This is a genomic window from Streptomyces lydicus (genome assembly GCF_004125265.1).
GTDB lineage: Bacteria > Actinomycetota > Actinomycetes > Streptomycetales > Streptomycetaceae > Streptomyces > Streptomyces lydicus_C.
In genome coordinates this window covers 4,523,818-4,539,563 of the sequence record NZ_RDTE01000003.1, presented here as the reverse complement: position 1 = coordinate 4,539,563, position 15,746 = coordinate 4,523,818, and the positions used below count along the sequence as shown (strand labels likewise).

At 71.6% G+C, this 15,746-nt stretch carries 13 protein-coding genes and 2 tRNA genes; 10 read left to right on the top strand and 5 right to left on the bottom strand.

Features of this window, described 5'->3' with window-relative positions; translation table 11 throughout:
• Nucleotides 1–105: 105 nt before the first annotated feature.
• Entirely contained in the window at nt 106–633 is a 528-nt protein-coding gene (locus tag D9V36_RS22300; protein ID WP_129295336.1) for a peptidylprolyl isomerase, read from the bottom strand.
• Nucleotides 634–1,030: 397 nt separating this feature from the next.
• Between D9V36_RS22300 and D9V36_RS22295 the strand changes: the two genes are divergently transcribed.
• From D9V36_RS22295 to D9V36_RS22260, 8 genes are all read left to right on the top strand, one after another.
• The gene (locus D9V36_RS22295) at nt 1,031–1,744 is read left to right on the top strand and encodes a DUF5324 family protein (protein WP_129295335.1); all 714 of its coding nucleotides are present in this window, start codon (nt 1,031–1,033) and stop codon (nt 1,742–1,744) included.
• A gap of 1,493 nt (nt 1,745–3,237) precedes the next feature.
• Nucleotides 3,238–3,930 (top strand): 2OG-Fe dioxygenase family protein, encoded by a 693-nt coding sequence (locus D9V36_RS22290; RefSeq protein WP_129295334.1) that lies wholly within the window; start codon nt 3,238–3,240, stop codon nt 3,928–3,930.
• Between the two features lie 54 nt (nt 3,931–3,984).
• Entirely contained in the window at nt 3,985–5,055 is a 1,071-nt protein-coding gene (locus D9V36_RS22285) for an iron-containing redox enzyme family protein (RefSeq protein ID WP_129295333.1), read from the top strand.
• 10 nt (nt 5,056–5,065) lie between these two features.
• Nucleotides 5,066–6,010: a diaminopimelate epimerase gene (gene dapF, locus D9V36_RS22280; RefSeq protein WP_129295332.1), complete on the top strand. Its 945-nt coding sequence runs from the start codon at nt 5,066–5,068 to the stop codon at nt 6,008–6,010.
• Complete coding sequence (locus tag D9V36_RS22275; protein WP_129295331.1) at nt 6,007–7,131, top strand: pyridoxal phosphate-dependent aminotransferase; 1,125 nt, start codon at nt 6,007–6,009, stop codon at nt 7,129–7,131. Before dapF ends, D9V36_RS22275 begins: the two co-directional genes overlap by 4 nt.
• Nucleotides 7,128–7,889 carry a PIG-L deacetylase family protein gene (locus D9V36_RS22270; protein WP_129295330.1) on the top strand — a complete coding sequence of 254 codons (762 nt, stop codon included), beginning with the start codon at nt 7,128–7,130 and terminating at the stop codon, nt 7,887–7,889. Before D9V36_RS22275 ends, D9V36_RS22270 begins: the two co-directional genes overlap by 4 nt.
• A 41-nt stretch (nt 7,890–7,930) precedes the next feature.
• Nucleotides 7,931–9,238, top strand: a complete 1,308-nt coding sequence (locus tag D9V36_RS22265; protein ID WP_129295329.1) for an ATP-grasp domain-containing protein — start codon at nt 7,931–7,933, stop codon at nt 9,236–9,238.
• Nucleotides 9,235–10,764, top strand: coding sequence for an MFS transporter (locus D9V36_RS22260; RefSeq protein ID WP_241720979.1), 1,530 nt, complete (start codon nt 9,235–9,237; stop codon nt 10,762–10,764). Before D9V36_RS22265 ends, D9V36_RS22260 begins: the two co-directional genes overlap by 4 nt.
• A 66-nt stretch (nt 10,765–10,830) precedes the next feature.
• Here D9V36_RS22260 and D9V36_RS22255 read toward each other — a convergent pair.
• Nucleotides 10,831–10,903, bottom strand: a tRNA-Ala gene (locus D9V36_RS22255).
• Between the two features lie 126 nt (nt 10,904–11,029).
• Here D9V36_RS22255 and D9V36_RS22250 point away from each other — a divergent pair.
• Both D9V36_RS22250 and D9V36_RS22245 read left to right on the top strand, forming a co-directional pair.
• On the top strand, nt 11,030–11,578 hold the full coding sequence (locus D9V36_RS22250) for a helix-turn-helix domain-containing protein (protein ID WP_129295328.1): 549 nt from the start codon (nt 11,030–11,032) through the stop codon (nt 11,576–11,578).
• 47 nt (nt 11,579–11,625) lie between these two features.
• A complete protein-coding gene (locus D9V36_RS22245; RefSeq protein ID WP_129295327.1) occupies nt 11,626–13,203 on the top strand; it encodes a serine/threonine-protein kinase in 1,578 nt (525 codons plus the stop codon).
• 56 nt (nt 13,204–13,259) lie between these two features.
• Here D9V36_RS22245 and D9V36_RS22240 read toward each other — a convergent pair whose 3' ends face one another.
• From D9V36_RS22240 to D9V36_RS22225, 3 genes are all read right to left on the bottom strand, one after another.
• On the bottom strand, nt 13,260–14,759 hold the full coding sequence (locus D9V36_RS22240) for a hypothetical protein (RefSeq protein ID WP_129295326.1): 1,500 nt from the start codon (nt 14,757–14,759) through the stop codon (nt 13,260–13,262).
• 525 nt (nt 14,760–15,284) lie between these two features.
• On the bottom strand, nt 15,285–15,419 hold the full coding sequence (locus D9V36_RS42160; protein WP_003958712.1) for a DLW-39 family protein: 135 nt from the start codon (nt 15,417–15,419) through the stop codon (nt 15,285–15,287).
• A 190-nt stretch (nt 15,420–15,609) separates the two neighbouring features.
• Nucleotides 15,610–15,683 (bottom strand) — tRNA-Ile (locus D9V36_RS22225).
• Nucleotides 15,684–15,746: the final 63 nt, after the last annotated feature.

The following is a 15,746-nucleotide window of genomic DNA, read 5'->3' as shown; positions in this document are numbered from 1 at the left end:
ACGTCTCCCCGCCCGGCACCGTCCCGGACGAGCCTCGCGCCCCGCCTGATGTACGACCGGGCGGGGCGCAATGGTTCCCCGGAACCGGCCGGGGCGCGACGCGGCTCAGCGGGTCTCGACGACCACCGACTCGATGACGACGTCCTTGACGGGACGGTCGGTGCTCGGGTTGGTCTGGGTGCCGGCGATGGCGTCGACGACCTTCTGGCTCGCCTCGTTGCTGACCTCACCGAAGATGGTGTGCTTGCCGGTCAGCCACGCCGTCGCGCCGACGGTGATGAAGAACTGCGAGCCGTTGGTGCCCGGACCGGCGTTGGCCATGGCCAGCAGGTACGGCTTGTTGAAGGCCAGGTCGGGGTGGAACTCGTCCCCGAACTCGTAACCGGGGCCACCGGTGCCGTTGCCCAGCGGGTCGCCGCCCTGGATCATGAAACCGCTGATCACCCGGTGGAAGACGGTGCCGTCGTACAGCCGGTCCGCGGACTTCTTGCCGGTCGCCGGGTGAGTCCACTCCCGTTCGCCCTTGGCGAGCTCGACGAAGTTCTTGACCGTTTTGGGGGCATGGTTCGGCAGGAGCCGAATCTCGATGTCGCCCTGGTTGGTCTTCAGGGTGGCGTAGAGCTGCTCAGCCACGATCTACCTTCCATAAGTCTTCGCTGACGGTTCCCGATCCTCGCACGGACCGGCCCTCCCAGGGCTCGACCGCGGCCTCTCGCCGAGCTGCGCGCCGCGTTTCGCCCACGCCCGGCCACGACCCCTCCACGCCCCTGCGCGCCCCTCGCGCCGCGTCGTGCGCGCCGTCCGGCCGCCGCCGACGACGCTCTTCGTGCGGATTTCCACCGCCCGGAGCGAGGAATCGTGGCATTGTCGTCCACAAGGCTCCGGAACGTCTGCAATGACCCGGATGCCCGCTCGCACATGCCGGACGACGCATGAGCGGGCATGATCTTCAAACGGGTGGACAGGCGATACAGCAGACACGGGGGACCAGCCCCCAAGCCCCGGATACGCCACCGAGGAGGAGGATCCCGTGACCCGCAAGGACAGCGTGCGCGCCGCGACCGGTACGGCCAAGGACAGCGTGCGGCACGCCGCGGAGGTGGTAGCTCCTTATGCCGGTACGGCCAAGGACGCCGCCGTGCACTTCGCTCACGAGGCCCGGACGCGAGCGGCTCCCAAGGTGGCCGAGGCCGCCCACCAGGCACGTACGCAGTACGACACCCATCTGCACCCGCGTATCGAGCACGCCCGTGGCACCCTGCCGCCCAAGGTGGACGCGGCGGCGACCCGGGCGGCCTGCCGGACCCGTAAGGCGGCCCGCCAGGCGGCCGATTACACGGCCCCGCGGCTGGAGAGCGCCGTGACCCACGCGCGCGCCGCGGCCGAACCGGTACGCGACGAAGCCCTCGCCCGTGGCACCGCCGCGCTCGCCGCCCTCCGCGGCCAGGTGACGGCGGCCGAGATCGCCAAGCTCCAGAAGAAGCACAGCCGACGGGCCAAGTGCGGCAAGCTCGCCAAGCGCCTTGCCGTGCTGGGCATCCTGGCCGGCGGCGCGGTCGCCGCCTGGAAGTGGTGGGACAAGCAGGCCAACCCGGACTGGCTGGTCGAGCCGCCGGCACCCACCGAGGTCAGCGACCGCGAACGGCTGAGCTCGGTCGACGGCAGCGAGGGCGCCTCGCTCGATCCGGAGATCCAGGCCAAGCAGGCCGAGGCCGACGAACACGGCGGCGGCACCACGGCCTGACTCTCGGCCTGACCACTGGCCACGGGCACCTCACCGGGCCGTGTCCCGCCCTGTACGAGGCGGCGGACACGGCCCGGTGGCGTACACGGAACGGCAGCCGGGCCTCGCTGCCGTGGCCGGCCGGGGACGTCCCGCCGGACACCGTTCGGGGCTGCGGTACTGGTCCCGGCGGACCGCCCTACGGTCGAGGCTGTCCAGGAATTCGCGCCATTCACCGCAGCCCGCGATGCCCCTGGAATAGCCGCCGTCGAATTCATCGGCCCCGCCGCCCGGAAGCTTGGCTTTGATATGCGGCGACCTGGCACGGACGTAGCGATATGTCTCGTGATGGTGGAACGCCTCGGGACCGGCCGGCGGCGTCCGCATCGGCCACAGGAACCGCTTCCGTCCCTCCGCCGCACCGGGACCGGCGGGCGGAATCGGCGCGGAAAAGAATCTGATGATTCGCCGGTCCGACCGAGATTACGGGCCGTACGGTGCCCGCACTCGGAATCGCCGTTGGCAATGGTGCTGCCGTTCAGCGCGGTGAAGGTGTGGTCGCCGTCGGCCACATCCACCAGGGACAACCGTACGCAGCCGAATCCGACCGGGCCCGAACGGCAAGAGGAAACCGAGGAAGGCGCCGCACCTCAAGACACGACCCTGAGGTGTGGCGCTTTTGCGGTTCGGACCACCGTGGTTCGGCCCGCCGTGATTCGGACCACGGAGCCCGGAACGGCGTCCTGGTCGACCTTCCCGGCCTCAAGCTCGGTGTACTCGCGCATGGTGATTCACCCACCCTGCGGGACCTTGCGGATATTCCCGGGATGCAGTGGTCTCGAATTGCCCTTGCGGACTGACACGCTGCCCGGAAGTGCCTTGCCTTTTACCCTTACGGACTCGCGGCCGCCCGGACGGTATCACCGTGGAAAACCAACTGGATTCCTGCCTTCCGGCCTTGACGGGAAGAGAACAGCGGATCTCTCTCGAATATGCCAATCACTGGAGATTGTGACGCACGCCACACAGCATTCTTTTCCCAAAACGGGATACTCTGGTTCGAGTTAGCGACATCAACTGCCCGGAGTTCATTGCGGCTTCATGCCCGGGAACGGGGCGGTGGGTGTCCCCGACGGGCGTGCGAACGACCACCGTTCGCGCATCCCGACACCGGGGGCCGCTGCACGGGGGGATTTATTGGGAAGCCGCTATTCCGCTTTTCCGTGGGAATTAGCGATTCCGCTTTCCCCGTGCTGCGCGTGGTGGCTTGGTTTCCGGCCATCACCGGCTGTCCCCTGCTCGAAAACCGTAGAGCGCCCCCAGTCCGGCACCACCACGCCCACGCCGCCGACCGACCACCTGATCACCCGCCACCAACCGTCCGCCCCCGCAGAGAAGCGCTGCCCGGACGCAGCCACCCGGGATGTGCTCGCCCACCCACACCGAGCACAGCCCGCACACACCGAGCACGGACCACCCGTAAGGACTCCCTCCTCCTCACAAAGGAGCACTCCATGCCGATCGGCACCCAGGGATTCACCGTCTTCGATCTGCCCGCCGTACCCACCGAGCTCCTGAACAGCTACGACGACCTTCCGGTCGACGACTACATGGGCAACGGCACACGCTTCAAACGCTTCTCGCAGTACCGGCTGTCCCCCGGCGAGGGCGACTCCTGGAACTTCGCGCTGCTGCCGCACCGGGACTACACGGCGTACAAGAAGTTCAACAAGGCCGCCGGCGGCATCCGCCGGGTCTACGAACCCCTCCAGGCCGACTTCACCGGGCTGATCTCCGAGGGAATCGCCGGTATCGGCCTCGACCGCGGCGAGGACTGGCAGCTCAATGTGCACCAGAACCGCACCCGGGCCGAGCCCGGCCGCCCGGGGCCGCTGACGCCCGAGGGCGTGCACCACGACGGCCACGAGTTCGTGATGATCGCCGTCCTGCGCCGGGAGAGCGTGGGCGGCGGCGAGACCCGGCTGTGGAAGCCCGGCGCCGACGAGCCCTTCTGGAACGGGACGCTCCGGGCGGGCCAGGCCGTACTCCTCGACGACAAGGCCATCGCCCACGACGTGACCGACGTCGTGGCGGACGGCGACCGGCCCGGACACCGGGACATCGTGATCGTCGCCTTCTCGCGCTGGCAGCACAAGTGGTACGGCGACGAGCACGACACCTCCGCCCTGTCCGAGGACGCCGGCTGAGCCCGGCCACCGCCTCCCCCACCGCCCACACCGAGAAGATTGTGCTGATTCCGCATGTCTGAAGACTGGAAAACCCGGCTCGCCGAGGGTCCGCTGTCCGCGGTGCGCGCCCTGGAGTCCTGTACCGCCGGCGAACTGACCCTGCTGACCGAGAACTACGCCTTCCGCGGCGCACTGGCCGCCGCCTGCAAGGAGCTCACCGAGCGCGCCGGTGCCGGGAAGGACCGCACCGCGCTCGCCGAAATGCACGAACTCCTCGCCCTGATCTACGACCGGGACTTCTCCGGCGTGGTCATCGCCGAGGTCGACCACGAACGCGCGCCCCTGCTGCGCGATGTGGCCGCGATCCTGGAAGCGGCCATGCTCGGCGAGGAAGCCGCCCGTATCGACGAGGAGACCGTCACCGGCTACCCCACGTCCGGCACGGAGTACGTCCGCTGGCTGAAGAACCTCGTCAACGACCACCCGGCCGGCCGGCACCCGCTCTACCACGAGCACATCGAGCAGCGGGGCACCCGGGAGGACCTGCGGCTGCTGCTCGCCCAGGAGACCAGCCTCGACCCGCGCTTCGACGACATCCTCGCCTCGATGCAGATGGGCCGCACCGGTGGCGAGAAGATGGAGATAGCCGCCAACTACTGGGACGAGATGGGCAACGGCGACGCCGGGATGGTCCACACCAGCCTCTTCTCCCAGGCCCTGGAGTCCATCGGCGCCGACCCGGACTTCATCCGGGACAGCTTCATGCTGGAGGCCGGGATCTGCGGAAACCTCTCCGCCTGCCTCGGTCTCGCCCGCCGGCACTACTACAAGGCCGTGGGCTACTTCGGCGTGACGGAGTACCTGGCGCCCCGCCGCTTCCGCTGCGTGGTCGACACCTGGCGCAGACTGGGCCTGCACGAAGTCGGCATCACCTACCACGACCTGCACATCGGCATCGACGCCGGCCACGCCTCCGGCTGGTTCAAGAACGTCGTGGCACCGCTGGTGGACAGCGACCCCCTGATCGGCCGGGACATCGCCCTGGGAGCCATGATCAGGCTCAACACCTCGCAGGACTACCTCGACGAACTGCTGCGGCGCATGCGGGACCGGTCCCCCGTCGCGGTCGGCGCGCAGGCCTGAGGGGGAGGACATGCCGCACCCCTTGCCGCCCCCTCGCCACGACCTGGCGGACGGCCATGACTTCGTGAAGTACGAGGCCCTGGGCAACGACTACTTGGTGATCGCTCCGGCCGCCGGCCAGGTCGCGCCGACACCGGACAACATCCGGCTGATCTGCGACCGCCACTACGGTCCCGGCGCCGACGGAGTGCTCTACGGCCCGCTCCCCGAGGAGCACGGATTCGGGCTGCGCACCTTCAACTCCGACGGCACCGAGTGCGAGAAGAGCGGCAACGGGCTGCGCATCTTCGGCCGTTACCTCCGCGACCACGGCTGGACCGAGGAGGGGGAGTTCACCGTCCGCACCCTGGCCGGGCCGGTCACCGTGCAGCTGGTGGACCCGGCCCCCGGCCCGGACGCCGCCTCCCCCGGCGATGGCCACCCCGGCGACGGGGCACCCGTCCGTGTCTCCATGGGGCGGGCGTCCCTGGACAGCGAGCTGATCGGTGCCACCGGTCCGCGCCGGGAGATGCTGCGCGAAACCCTGCCCGCGGCGGCGCGCGAATGGACGGCCACCTGTGTCTTCCTGGGCAACCCGCACTGCGTCCTCCCGCTCGACGGCACCGAGGTCACCGAGGAACTGGCCCGGCGCCTGGGCCCCGAGCTCGCCGGCCACGCACGTTTCCCCGGACGCATCAACGTCCAGCTCATGGAGGTGCGCGCCGCCGACCGCATCCGCATCGAGGCCTACGAGCGGGGCGCCGGCTACACGCTCGCCTCGGGCAGCAGCGCCTGTGCGGCGGCCGTCGCCGCCCACACCCTCGGGCTGACCGGCCCGGAGGTCACCGTCGAGATGCCCGGCGGGCGCCTCGACGTCGGCATCTCCGACGGCGGCGAGGTCACCCTGACCGGCCCGGTCCGGCCCGTCGTGGCCGGCCGGTGGGCCCCGGCATTCCGCAGGCGGCTGGCCTCATGACCGAGATCACCATGCGGCAGTGGTACTTCGACGAGGCCCACGGCCACTACGACATCGACCTCGGCGACAGCTATGTGGGCGGCAGCCGCCTGTCCGACCACGCCCTGCCCGCCGACTGCCTCCTCGACTACGGCAACAACCGGGGCACCGCCCCGCTGCGCCACCTCGTGGCCGGCCTCTACGGCCGCGATCCGTCCCACATAGGCATCACCCACGGCGGTCAGGAAGCCCTCTACCTCCTCTACCGCACCCTGCTGTCCGCGGGTGACCACGCCGTGATCTTCACCCCCGGCTGGCAGCAGGCGGAGCCGGTGCTGTCCCGGGCCGGATGCCGGGTGGACGCCGTCGGCACCACCGCCGACGGCCGCCCGGACATCGCCGCGGCGCTGCGCAGGATCGGCCCCCGCACCCGGGCCGTGGTGCTCAACTCGCCGTGCAATCCGACCGGCCGGAAGGTCACCGCAGAGGGCATCAAGGAACTGGCCGAGGCGCTGCGCGGGCACGGCGGCCATCTGATCCTCGACGAGGAGTACGTCGCCGACCTCGGCGCCGACTCCTGGGTCGGGGCGTACGAAAACGCCGTCTCCGTCTCCAGCGTCTCCAAGGTCTACGGGGTCCCGGGCCTGCGGGTCGGCTGGATGTGCGGCCCGCCCGAGGTCGTGGACGCAGCCATGCAGTACAAGCACTTCACCACCGTCACCAACTCGGTGGTCCTGGAACAGCTGGCCACCGGGATCCTGGAGCGCCGCGAGGAGCATGTGCGGCGCTACCGGCAGCTGATCACCGACGGCCTGCGGACGCTGGAGCGCTGGGCCGCCCGGCACCGCGGCACGCTGCGGATGTGGCAGCCGGAGGGCACCCCGTACGCCTGGCTGCACACCCCCGGCCTGCCGTCCTCGCTGGAGTTCTGCCGCGAGGTGCTGCGCCGGGAGCGGGTGCTGCTGATGCCGGCCGAGGTGTTCGGCACCGAGCACGGCCTCCGCCTCACCTTCGCCCGGGAGCCGGACGTCCTGGCCGAGGGCCTGCGGCGGATCGACGCCGTACTGGACGGCCACCCCACCGCCGCCGGGAGCGGCACCCACCCGAGCGGCACCCACCCCGAGAGCAGGGAGCAACGATGACGGAACGGCTCAAGGAGATGCCCACCGACTGGTCGCGCGGGCTGGCGCTGGTGGCGCACCCCGACGACATCGAGTACGCCATGGGCCCGGCGGTGATCACCTGGACCGGCAGCGGCAAGGAGATCGCCTACGTCCTGGCCAGCCGCGGCGAGGCGGGCATCGACGGCTGCGCCCCGGAGACGGCCAGGCCGCTGCGGGAACGGGAGCAGCGCGCGAGCTCGGCGGTCGCCGGGGTGACCTCGGTGGACTTCCTGGACCACCCGGACGGGCTGATCACCGACTCCCTGGCGCTGCGCCGGGAGTTCGCCACCGCCATCCGCCGCCACCGGCCGGACATGGTGCTCACGGTCAACCACCACGAGCACTGGCGCGGCGTCTCCTGGAACACCTCGGACCACCGGGTCGTCGGCCGGGCCGCGCTGGACGCCGTCGTCGATGCCGGCAACCGCTACGTCTTCACCGAGGACGGCCTCGAACCCTGGGAAGGCGTGCGGTGGATGGGCGTCGCCGGCTCCCCGTACCCCACGCACGCCGTGGACGTCGCGGGCGCCGAGGACCGCGCCGTCGAGGCGGTGCTCCAGCACCGCGCCTACCTGGAAGCGCTCACCGACGAGGACCCGGAGAACTACGCCCGGGGATTCCTGCGGCGCAACATGGCCAGGGCCGGCGCGCTCTTCGACGGCCGCGACGCGGTCGCCTTCCAGCTCTTCGAACGCGACGCCTACCGCGTCAAGGACGGCGTCACCCACTACCGCTGACCGCCCGCGCCCACCGCCCCCTCAGTCCCACCGGGAATGGCATGCACCTGGCCTTCGTCGACTCCAACCCCCCTGCCCTGCAGGCCATCAGACTGGCCAAGAGCGCGGGACACCGGGTCACCTATCTGCAGTCCGCACACACCCAGTACCCGCTCACCGACGCCAACCTGGCCCTGGTCTCGTTGGTGGACCACCTCGTCGACGGGCTGGTCACCACCGACCACGATGTGGTGACCGCGGCGCTGGCCGAGTGCCACGCCGCCCACCCCATCGACTTCGTCACCACGCAGCACGAGATGTCCGCCGAGGCGGTGGCGGCGGCCTGCCGGGCACTGGGGCTGCGGGGCACCGCGCCCGAGGCGGTACTCACCGCCCGGCGCAAGGACCGCACCCGGGCGGCGCTGCGGGCCGCGGGCCTGGCCTCGGCGCACTTCGCGACCGCCGCCGACGAGGAGGCGGCGCTGGCGGCGGCGGAGCGGATCGGCTACCCCGTGGTGTTCAAGCCACCGTCCGGGGCGGCCGGGCTGCTCGCCTGTGTCGTCCACGACCCGGCCCAGGCGAGGTCGGCCTGGCAGCGGCTGCAGCGCGGCCTCGACGCGGTTCCCGAGGACTGGCGCGGCCAGTTCCGTCGCGGTGTCCTCATCGAGGAGTTCCTGGTGGGGGAGCTGGTGTCGGTGGAGATCGGCGCCCGCGACGGCCGGTTCTTCCCGCTGTGCATCAGCGGCCGCTACCGCTGGGCGGGCGACGGGGTCACCGCCCTGGGGTCGTTCATCCCGGCCGGCCTGGAAGCGCGGCAGGCCACCGCGTGCTGGGAGTACGCCCGCCGGGTCTGCCGGGCGATCGGTGCCGACATCGGCGTCTTCCACCTGGAGATCATGGTCACCCGACGGGGGCCCGTCCTGGTCGAGTTCAACCCCCGGGTCATGGGCGGCGGCCTGCCCGCCGCCTACCGCCACGCCACCGGGCAGGAGGTCTACGCCGCGCTGCTGGACATCCTCGCCGGGGCCGACGACGTCGCCGCACCGCCCTTCAGGGCCGGCTGCACCGCGGTCCGCGTCGTCCTCCCCCGCGAGGCCGGCCGGCTCGGCCCCGACGCGACCCTGGCGCCCCTGGAGGGGCACCCCTGCGTCAAGGAGGTCATCGGCTTCGGCGAGTACCGCACCGGCCCCGGCAGCGACGTGGCCCGGGGCCAGGCGCTGGCCCGGTTCATCGTCCAGGACAGCGACCCGGCGGCCGTCGAGCGGACCTCCGAGCACCTGCTGAGCCGCCTGGAACCCCTGCTCGGCGTCCCCCTGATGACCGGCGGCTACCGCCCCGGCGGCCCGCAGCACCCGGGGAGCGCGGAGTGAGCCGCCCCGGCGGACCCGGCACCGCCGACCCGCAGCGGACGGCACAGCGCCCGGCCGCACCGCCCGGCCGCCGTGCCCTCGTCCTCGCCCTGATGATGGCGATGGCGCTGGCGGCCCTGGACAGCGCGGTGGTGGCCACGGCCGTGCCGCGGATCGTCGCCGACCTCGGCGGGTTCTCGTACTTCTCCTGGCTCTTCTCCGGCTATCTCCTCGCCGGCACGGTGTCCCTGCCGGTCTACGGCAAGCTCAGCGACACCCTGGGGCGCAAGCCGGTCCTGCTGTTCGGCATCACCCTCTTCCTGGCGGGCTCCGCGCTGTGCGCGGCCTCCTGGAACATGGCCGCGCTGATCGTCTTCCGGATCGTCCAGGGCTTCGGCGGAGGCGCGATCCAGAGCACCGTCCAGACCCTCGCCGCCGACCTGTACCCCCTGGAGGAGCGCCCGCGGATCCAGGCCGCCATCTCCTCGGTGTGGGCCGGCTCCGCCGTTCTCGGCCCCGCCGTCGGCGGTCTGATCACCGCCTGGGCCGACTGGCGCCTGATCTTCCTGCTCAACGTCCCGCTCGGGCTGGTCTCGCTCGTCCTGCTGGCCCGCCGCCTGAGCGAGCCGCCCCGCAAGCGCGCCGCCGGCCGCCTGCGTGCCGACTGGGCCGGCGCACTGGCCCTCTTCCTCACCGGCTGCGCCCTGCTGACCGCCATCGTCCAGGGCGGACACGCCTGGCCCTGGCTCTCCGCGCCGTCCCTCGCCCTCTTCGGCACCGGCGCCGCCCTGCTGGCCGTCACGGTCGTGGTGGAGCGGCGCGCGGCCGATCCGGTCCTCCCGGGCTGGGTATGGCGCCGCCGCACCATCGCCGCCGCCAACCTGGCCATGGGGGCGCTCGGCGTGATGACCATCGCCCCGACCGTCTTCCTCCCCACCTACGCCCAGTCCGTGCTGGGCCTCGATCCCCTGCGGGCGGGCTTCGTGCTGGCCGTCATGTCGGTGGCCTGGCCGATCTCTGCGGCCTTCAGCCAGCACGTCTACCGGCGCATCGGATTCCGCCAGTCGGCGATGACCGGCATGGCCGTCGCCTGCCCCGTCCTGCTGGCCTTTCCGGCCCTCTCCGGCACCCACAGCCCCTGGTACCCCGCCCTCATCTCGCTGGCCCTCGGCGCCTGCCTCGGCATCACCCAGCTCCCCCTGCTCGTCGGGGTCCAGTCGACGGTGACCGTCGCGGAACGCGGCACGGCGACGGCCTCGCTCCTCTTCTGCCGCCAGCTCGGCTCCAGCATCGGCGCCGCCGTCTTCGGCGCCCTGGCCAACGCGATCCTCAACTCCCGTCTGCAGGAGACCCCTTCCGCCCTCCCGTCCACCGGAGGCAGCCCCCTCGACGCGATCTCCTCCACCACCTCCGGCGCCGCCGCAGGCCCCCTGCGCGACGCCCTCGCCACGGCGGTCGACTGGGTCTACATCGGCGCCGCAGCGGCCGCGGCCCTCGCCGTCCTCGCACTCCTCCTCGCCCCGCGCCGCTTTCCGGTGATCGACTGAGGGGCGAGGGCACGAAAAAGCACCCCCTCCGACCGCGTTTCCGCAGGTCGGAGGGGGTGCAAAGAGTGGAGCCTAGGGGAGTCGAACCCCTGACATCTGCCATGCAAAGACAGCGCTCTACCAACTGAGCTAAGGCCCCTTCGCGCACCAGGGTACCTGGTGTCCGACCGCTTTCCCGACCGGGTATCGCCGCACACCGTCGCTCTCCGTAGGATGCTTCGCGAGATTCGCGGCAGCGAAGCGACGGGGAGACAGGGGAGACGGTATGGACACAGCACAGCAGGAAGCCACCGCGCGGGCCCGGGAGCTTCAGCGCAGTTGGTACGGGGAGCCGCTGGGGGCGCTGTTCCGTCGTCTCATCGACGATCTCGGCCTCAACCAGGCCCGGCTCGCCGCGGTGCTCGGCCTGTCGGCGCCGATGCTCTCGCAGCTGATGAGCGGGCAGCGCGCGAAGATAGGCAACCCGGCCGTGGTGCAGCGGGTGCAGGCGCTGCAGGACCTGGCCGGCCAGGTCGCCGACGGCAGCGTCAGCGCCGCCGAGGCCACCGACCGCATGGAAGAGATCAAGAAGACGGCGGGGGGTTCGGTGCTCAACAACACCGCACAGCAGACGTCGTCGACGGGGGCGACCACGGTCCGGCGCGTGGTGCGGGAGATCCAGTCGCTGCTGCGGTCGGTCTCCGACGCCGGGGACATCATCGATGCGGCGAACGCTCTCGCCCCCGCTCACCCCGAACTGGCAGAGTTCCTCCGGGTCTACGGTGCCGGTCGTACCGCGGACGCGGTCGCCCACTACGAGGCGCACCAGAGTTAGCCGCCAGCCACTGGGGACGTTGCGAGTTCAGAAGCGGACGGGGCGCAATGGGTGAGGTCTTCGCCGGTCGGTACGAGCTGATCGACCCGATCGGACGGGGTGGGGTGGGCGCGGTCTGGCGCGCCTGGGACGCCCGGCGCCGCCGCTACGTTGCCGCCAAGGTGTTGCAGCAAAGCGACGCGCACACCCTGCTGCGCTTCGTCCGCGAACAGGCACTGCGGATCGACCACCCGCATGTGCTGGCCCCGGCGAGCTGGGCCGCGGACGACGACAAGGTCCTGTTCACCATGGATCTGGTGAACGGGGGCTCGCTGGCTCACTTGATCGGGGATTACGGCCCGCTGCCACCGCGGTTCGTCTGCCTGCTCCTGGACCAGCTGCTGGCCGGGCTGGCCGCGGTGCACGCGGAGGGGGTGGTGCACCGGGACATCAAGCCGGCGAACGTCCTTCTGGAGGCCACCGGCACGGGCCGGCCGCATCTGCGGCTGTCGGACTTCGGCATCGCGATGCGCAAGGGCGAGCCGCGGCTGACCGAGGCCAATCTGGTGGTCGGGACGCCCGGATACTTCGCGCCGGAGCAACTGCAGGGCGCCGAACCGGACTTTCCCGCCGACCTGTTCGCGGTCGGCCTGGTCGCGCTCTATCTGATCACCGGTACCAAGCCGGACGCCGACGCCCTGGGCCGGCACTTCGGCCCGCACGGCATCCCGAACGCCCCCGAGGGGGTGCCGGAGCCGCTGTGGCAGGTGCTGGCGTCCCTGGTGCACCCCGACCCGGAATCGCGGTTCAGGACGGCCACAGGGGCGCGTAAGGCGATCATCTCGACGGCGGAGCTGCTGCCCGAGGCGGGGCTCGAGGACGAGGTCGTCGAGGTCTTCGACCACATCGGCCCGCTCCCGGCCGGCTTCGGGACGGACGGGCCGCTGCGGACAAGGGGCGCCGACGGGCCCGCGACGGCCGGTGCCACCGCGGGCACCACGGCCGCCGGGCAGGTGTCCATGTCGGACACCGGAAGCTTCCACATCGCCCCGCCGGAGCCGAGCACTCCGCAGACACCGGCACCGGCACCGGCACCGGCACCGACGCCGACACCCACGCCGCTGCCGGTGCCGGGCGGTTCGCCCACGGGGAATGGCGAGAGGCCCACCGGCTTCGGTCAGACGCCCATGGGCCACGGTGAGACATCGACCGGGCACGGCATGACGTCCACCGGCCAGGGCGCTGCGCCCGCGGGGCACGGTGGTCCTGCCGCAGGCCACGCCGCTGCCTCCACCGGCCACGGTGGTCCTGCTGCCGGCCACACCGCCGCCTCCACCGGCCACGGCGTCCCGACCGGCCCCGGCACGGCCTCCGGCGGGCTGCCCCTGACGCCGCCCCCGCACCCGGCACCCGTGTACCGGCCCACGGCCGTCGTCCACCACGAACACTCCGCGACCCGCCCTTATACGGCGGGCCCGCACCCGGTCCCGGGACGGCTCCCGGCCGGTGCCCCCGTCGCCGGTCCGGCCACCGCGCCTCCCGTCCCGTACCGGAAACCGGGACCGCCCCCGAAGGTCGCGATCCCGGTGCTGGTCGTGGCGCTGCTGTGCATCGCGGTCGGCGTCTGGGCCCTGCTGGCTGCCTGAGGCCACGCTGCGGACCGGTGGCGGCGGAAAAGCCCGCCGGCCCCCTGAAACCCCCGCTACCAGCCCTGTGGGGGCCCGAACTGCGTATTCTGCTGCACCTGTTGGGTCGACCGTGTCGACTGTGTCGACTGCCCGGGCTGTCCCGGTGGTGACGGCTGCGACGACTGTCCCGGCTGCCCCGGCAGTGAGGGCTGCCCGCCCGGACCGCCAGGCCCGGCCGAGCCGCCAGGACCGGCCGGGCCACCAGGACCGACCGCCGCGGCCGCTGCGCCGGCCATCGACCGCCGTGCCACCAGCGTCCACGCGCCCAGTCCCAGCAGCAGCACCACCCCCGTGCCGATCCCCGCGTAGGCCACCGTCATCAGGGTGCCGCTCTTCGCCGCCTGCTGCGCGGTGCGGCCCTTGCGCGCCGACTCACGGTCGTCGGACGTGACGGAGAAGGTGTCGGTCGGCTCGGCGTAGCCGGGCCCGGCCTTGGCGGCGCCGCGGACATCCACCCGGAGCGTGAGTTCCGCGCCCTTGGGGAAGAACCGCGCGGCGTCGGGGTGCAGGCTGACCTCGAGGTAGTACCAGCCGGCGAACCGCATCGCGCTGACCGGGCCGACCGGCTGGAAGCGGTTGCCGTACGCCACCGGCGCGGTGAACTCCTTCGCGGCGGCCGGCTTCCCGGTGTACGCGACGAAGGAGAGGTCGTCGACCACACCACGCGCCGGGTTGTAGACCCCCAGCCCGAGCATCCGGGCGAGGAAACCGGAGGAGCCGGCGGGCGCGTTCGGCAGCTCCGCGCTGAGGTTGATCCGCTGTCCCCAGTCCAGCGGTACGCGGTAGAAGCGGGTCTCGCCCGGCGTGATCCGGTCCTTCCACACCCCGGAGTCGACCGAGCCCGCATCGTTGAAGCCGGTGCCTCCCTTGGCGCTGCGCTTGGTGGTGTCCGTGCGCGGGGCGGGCGTGACGGTGCTCCAACTGCCCTGGCCCGGCCGGGCGGGAGTGGGCCCCTTCAGCGGCGGCTCGTCGAGGTAGTCCAGTTCGAGCGGCCAGGCGTCGGAGCCTGACTTCGCCGAACCCTCACGGGTGATCACCAGGTAGTAGGGGCCGGCCTTCTGACACCCCGTGCGGTCGGCGCCGATACGGCGGGTGGCGTAGTCGGCGATCGGATAGGCCATACCGCCGCCGTGGAAGGACGGACGGGCACCCGTGTCGCAGGTCGTGCCGTCGCTGTCCTGGACATTGACGGTCAGTTTGTCGCCGTAGTCCGCGACCTTGGTCCCGGGCCGGGGCGCCGCGACGGCCGAGAAGTACGCACTGGTCCTGTCGTCCAGGGTGACGGCGTAGTACTTCTGCTCACCGCGCTTGATGGAGTCGGTGTGCAGTCCGGGCTCGAGCTGCGGGGCATCCGCGGTACTGGTGCTGCCCTTGGTCGCCGTGGCGCCGTCCGCCGTCCGGTACCCCGGGACGGTCCCGGCCGAGGCCACCCCCACCGCCCCCGGCAGGATCACCACCACGGCGAGCGCCGCCAGTACGGCTATGCCCCTGTTCGTCGTGCGCCCCGTCACCACGAGCCACCCCTCATCGGATCGGAATTCCCGGCGCCGGCCCGCGGCGTCCCGCGGACCCGTCCACAGAAAGCCGCGAGACCGGCCGGCAGCAGCACTCCCACGCCGCCGACGGCGACGGCCACCACACGTCCTGTGGGCCATCTTCCACCGCCGCCCCGCGTGCCGTCCGCCGAGGCCGGGGAATCACCCCGGGAGTACCGGTCCGGCTCCGGCCGTGCCGGAGTGACGCCCTTCTTCAGCAGATGTTCCACGTGAAACATCCGCCCTCTCGGGCGCCGCGCGACACCGACCCCCGAGAGCGTTTGCAACTGCAAGCAAATAGTGTGCTACGGCAAATTCAAGGGGAGTGCCGTCCCGCCCCGACAACGACATCCAGCCACCCCTCGGCAGCCACCACGCCCACCGCAGAACGCCCCACACGCCCCACACGCCACCTGCCGCACCCGCCCCACGACGCACGAAACCCCGATCACCCAGGGGCAATCGGGGCTCGTACGAACCTGTGGTGCTGTGCTGTGGGGGGTCTCAGACACCCGAACCTGCGGGCACGGAGTCGGTCGCCTCCGTCCACAGATCCTGCTCGGCGCGATCCGCCTGGATCTGGCGGTACACGAGGAGCCCGCCGATGGCGGCCAGTGCGACCAGGAGAAGCTTCTTCACCGCGCGACCTCGTCTTTCGTTGACGTAGGGGACCTATGTCGGCCGATGATACACACCGGCCGATACCGATTGGTTACCTAGCCCGCGGTCGGCAACACCTCGTCCGAGGCCGCTGCCGCGAGCCAACTTCCGCCTCCGTACAACGAATCGGCCCGGCCGGGGAGTTCCCCGGCCGGGCCGATCGCTGCGGTGCGGCTACCAGGACTTGAACCTGGGGCCTCTTCCTTATCAGGGAAGCGCTCTAACCGTCTGAGCTATAGCCGCGCGCTCGCTGCACCAGAAGATTAGCGCACTTCAGAGGCGTTCCCAAAATCGGTTTCCGGAGCC

Coding starts and splice junctions, on each gene's coding strand:
- D9V36_RS22290 (WP_129295334.1), top strand. CDS start 3,238: ATGCCGATCGGCACCCAGGGATTCACCGTCTTCGATCTGCCCGCCGTA.
- D9V36_RS22285 (WP_129295333.1), top strand. CDS start 3,985: ATGTCTGAAGACTGGAAAACCCGGCTCGCCGAGGGTCCGCTGTCCGCG.
- dapF (WP_129295332.1), top strand. CDS start 5,066: ATGCCGCACCCCTTGCCGCCCCCTCGCCACGACCTGGCGGACGGCCAT.
- D9V36_RS22275 (WP_129295331.1), top strand. CDS start 6,007: ATGACCGAGATCACCATGCGGCAGTGGTACTTCGACGAGGCCCACGGC.
- D9V36_RS22270 (WP_129295330.1), top strand. CDS start 7,128: ATGACGGAACGGCTCAAGGAGATGCCCACCGACTGGTCGCGCGGGCTG.
- D9V36_RS22265 (WP_129295329.1), top strand. CDS start 7,931: ATGCACCTGGCCTTCGTCGACTCCAACCCCCCTGCCCTGCAGGCCATC.
- D9V36_RS22250 (WP_129295328.1), top strand. CDS start 11,030: ATGGACACAGCACAGCAGGAAGCCACCGCGCGGGCCCGGGAGCTTCAG.
- D9V36_RS22245 (WP_129295327.1), top strand. CDS start 11,626: ATGGGTGAGGTCTTCGCCGGTCGGTACGAGCTGATCGACCCGATCGGA.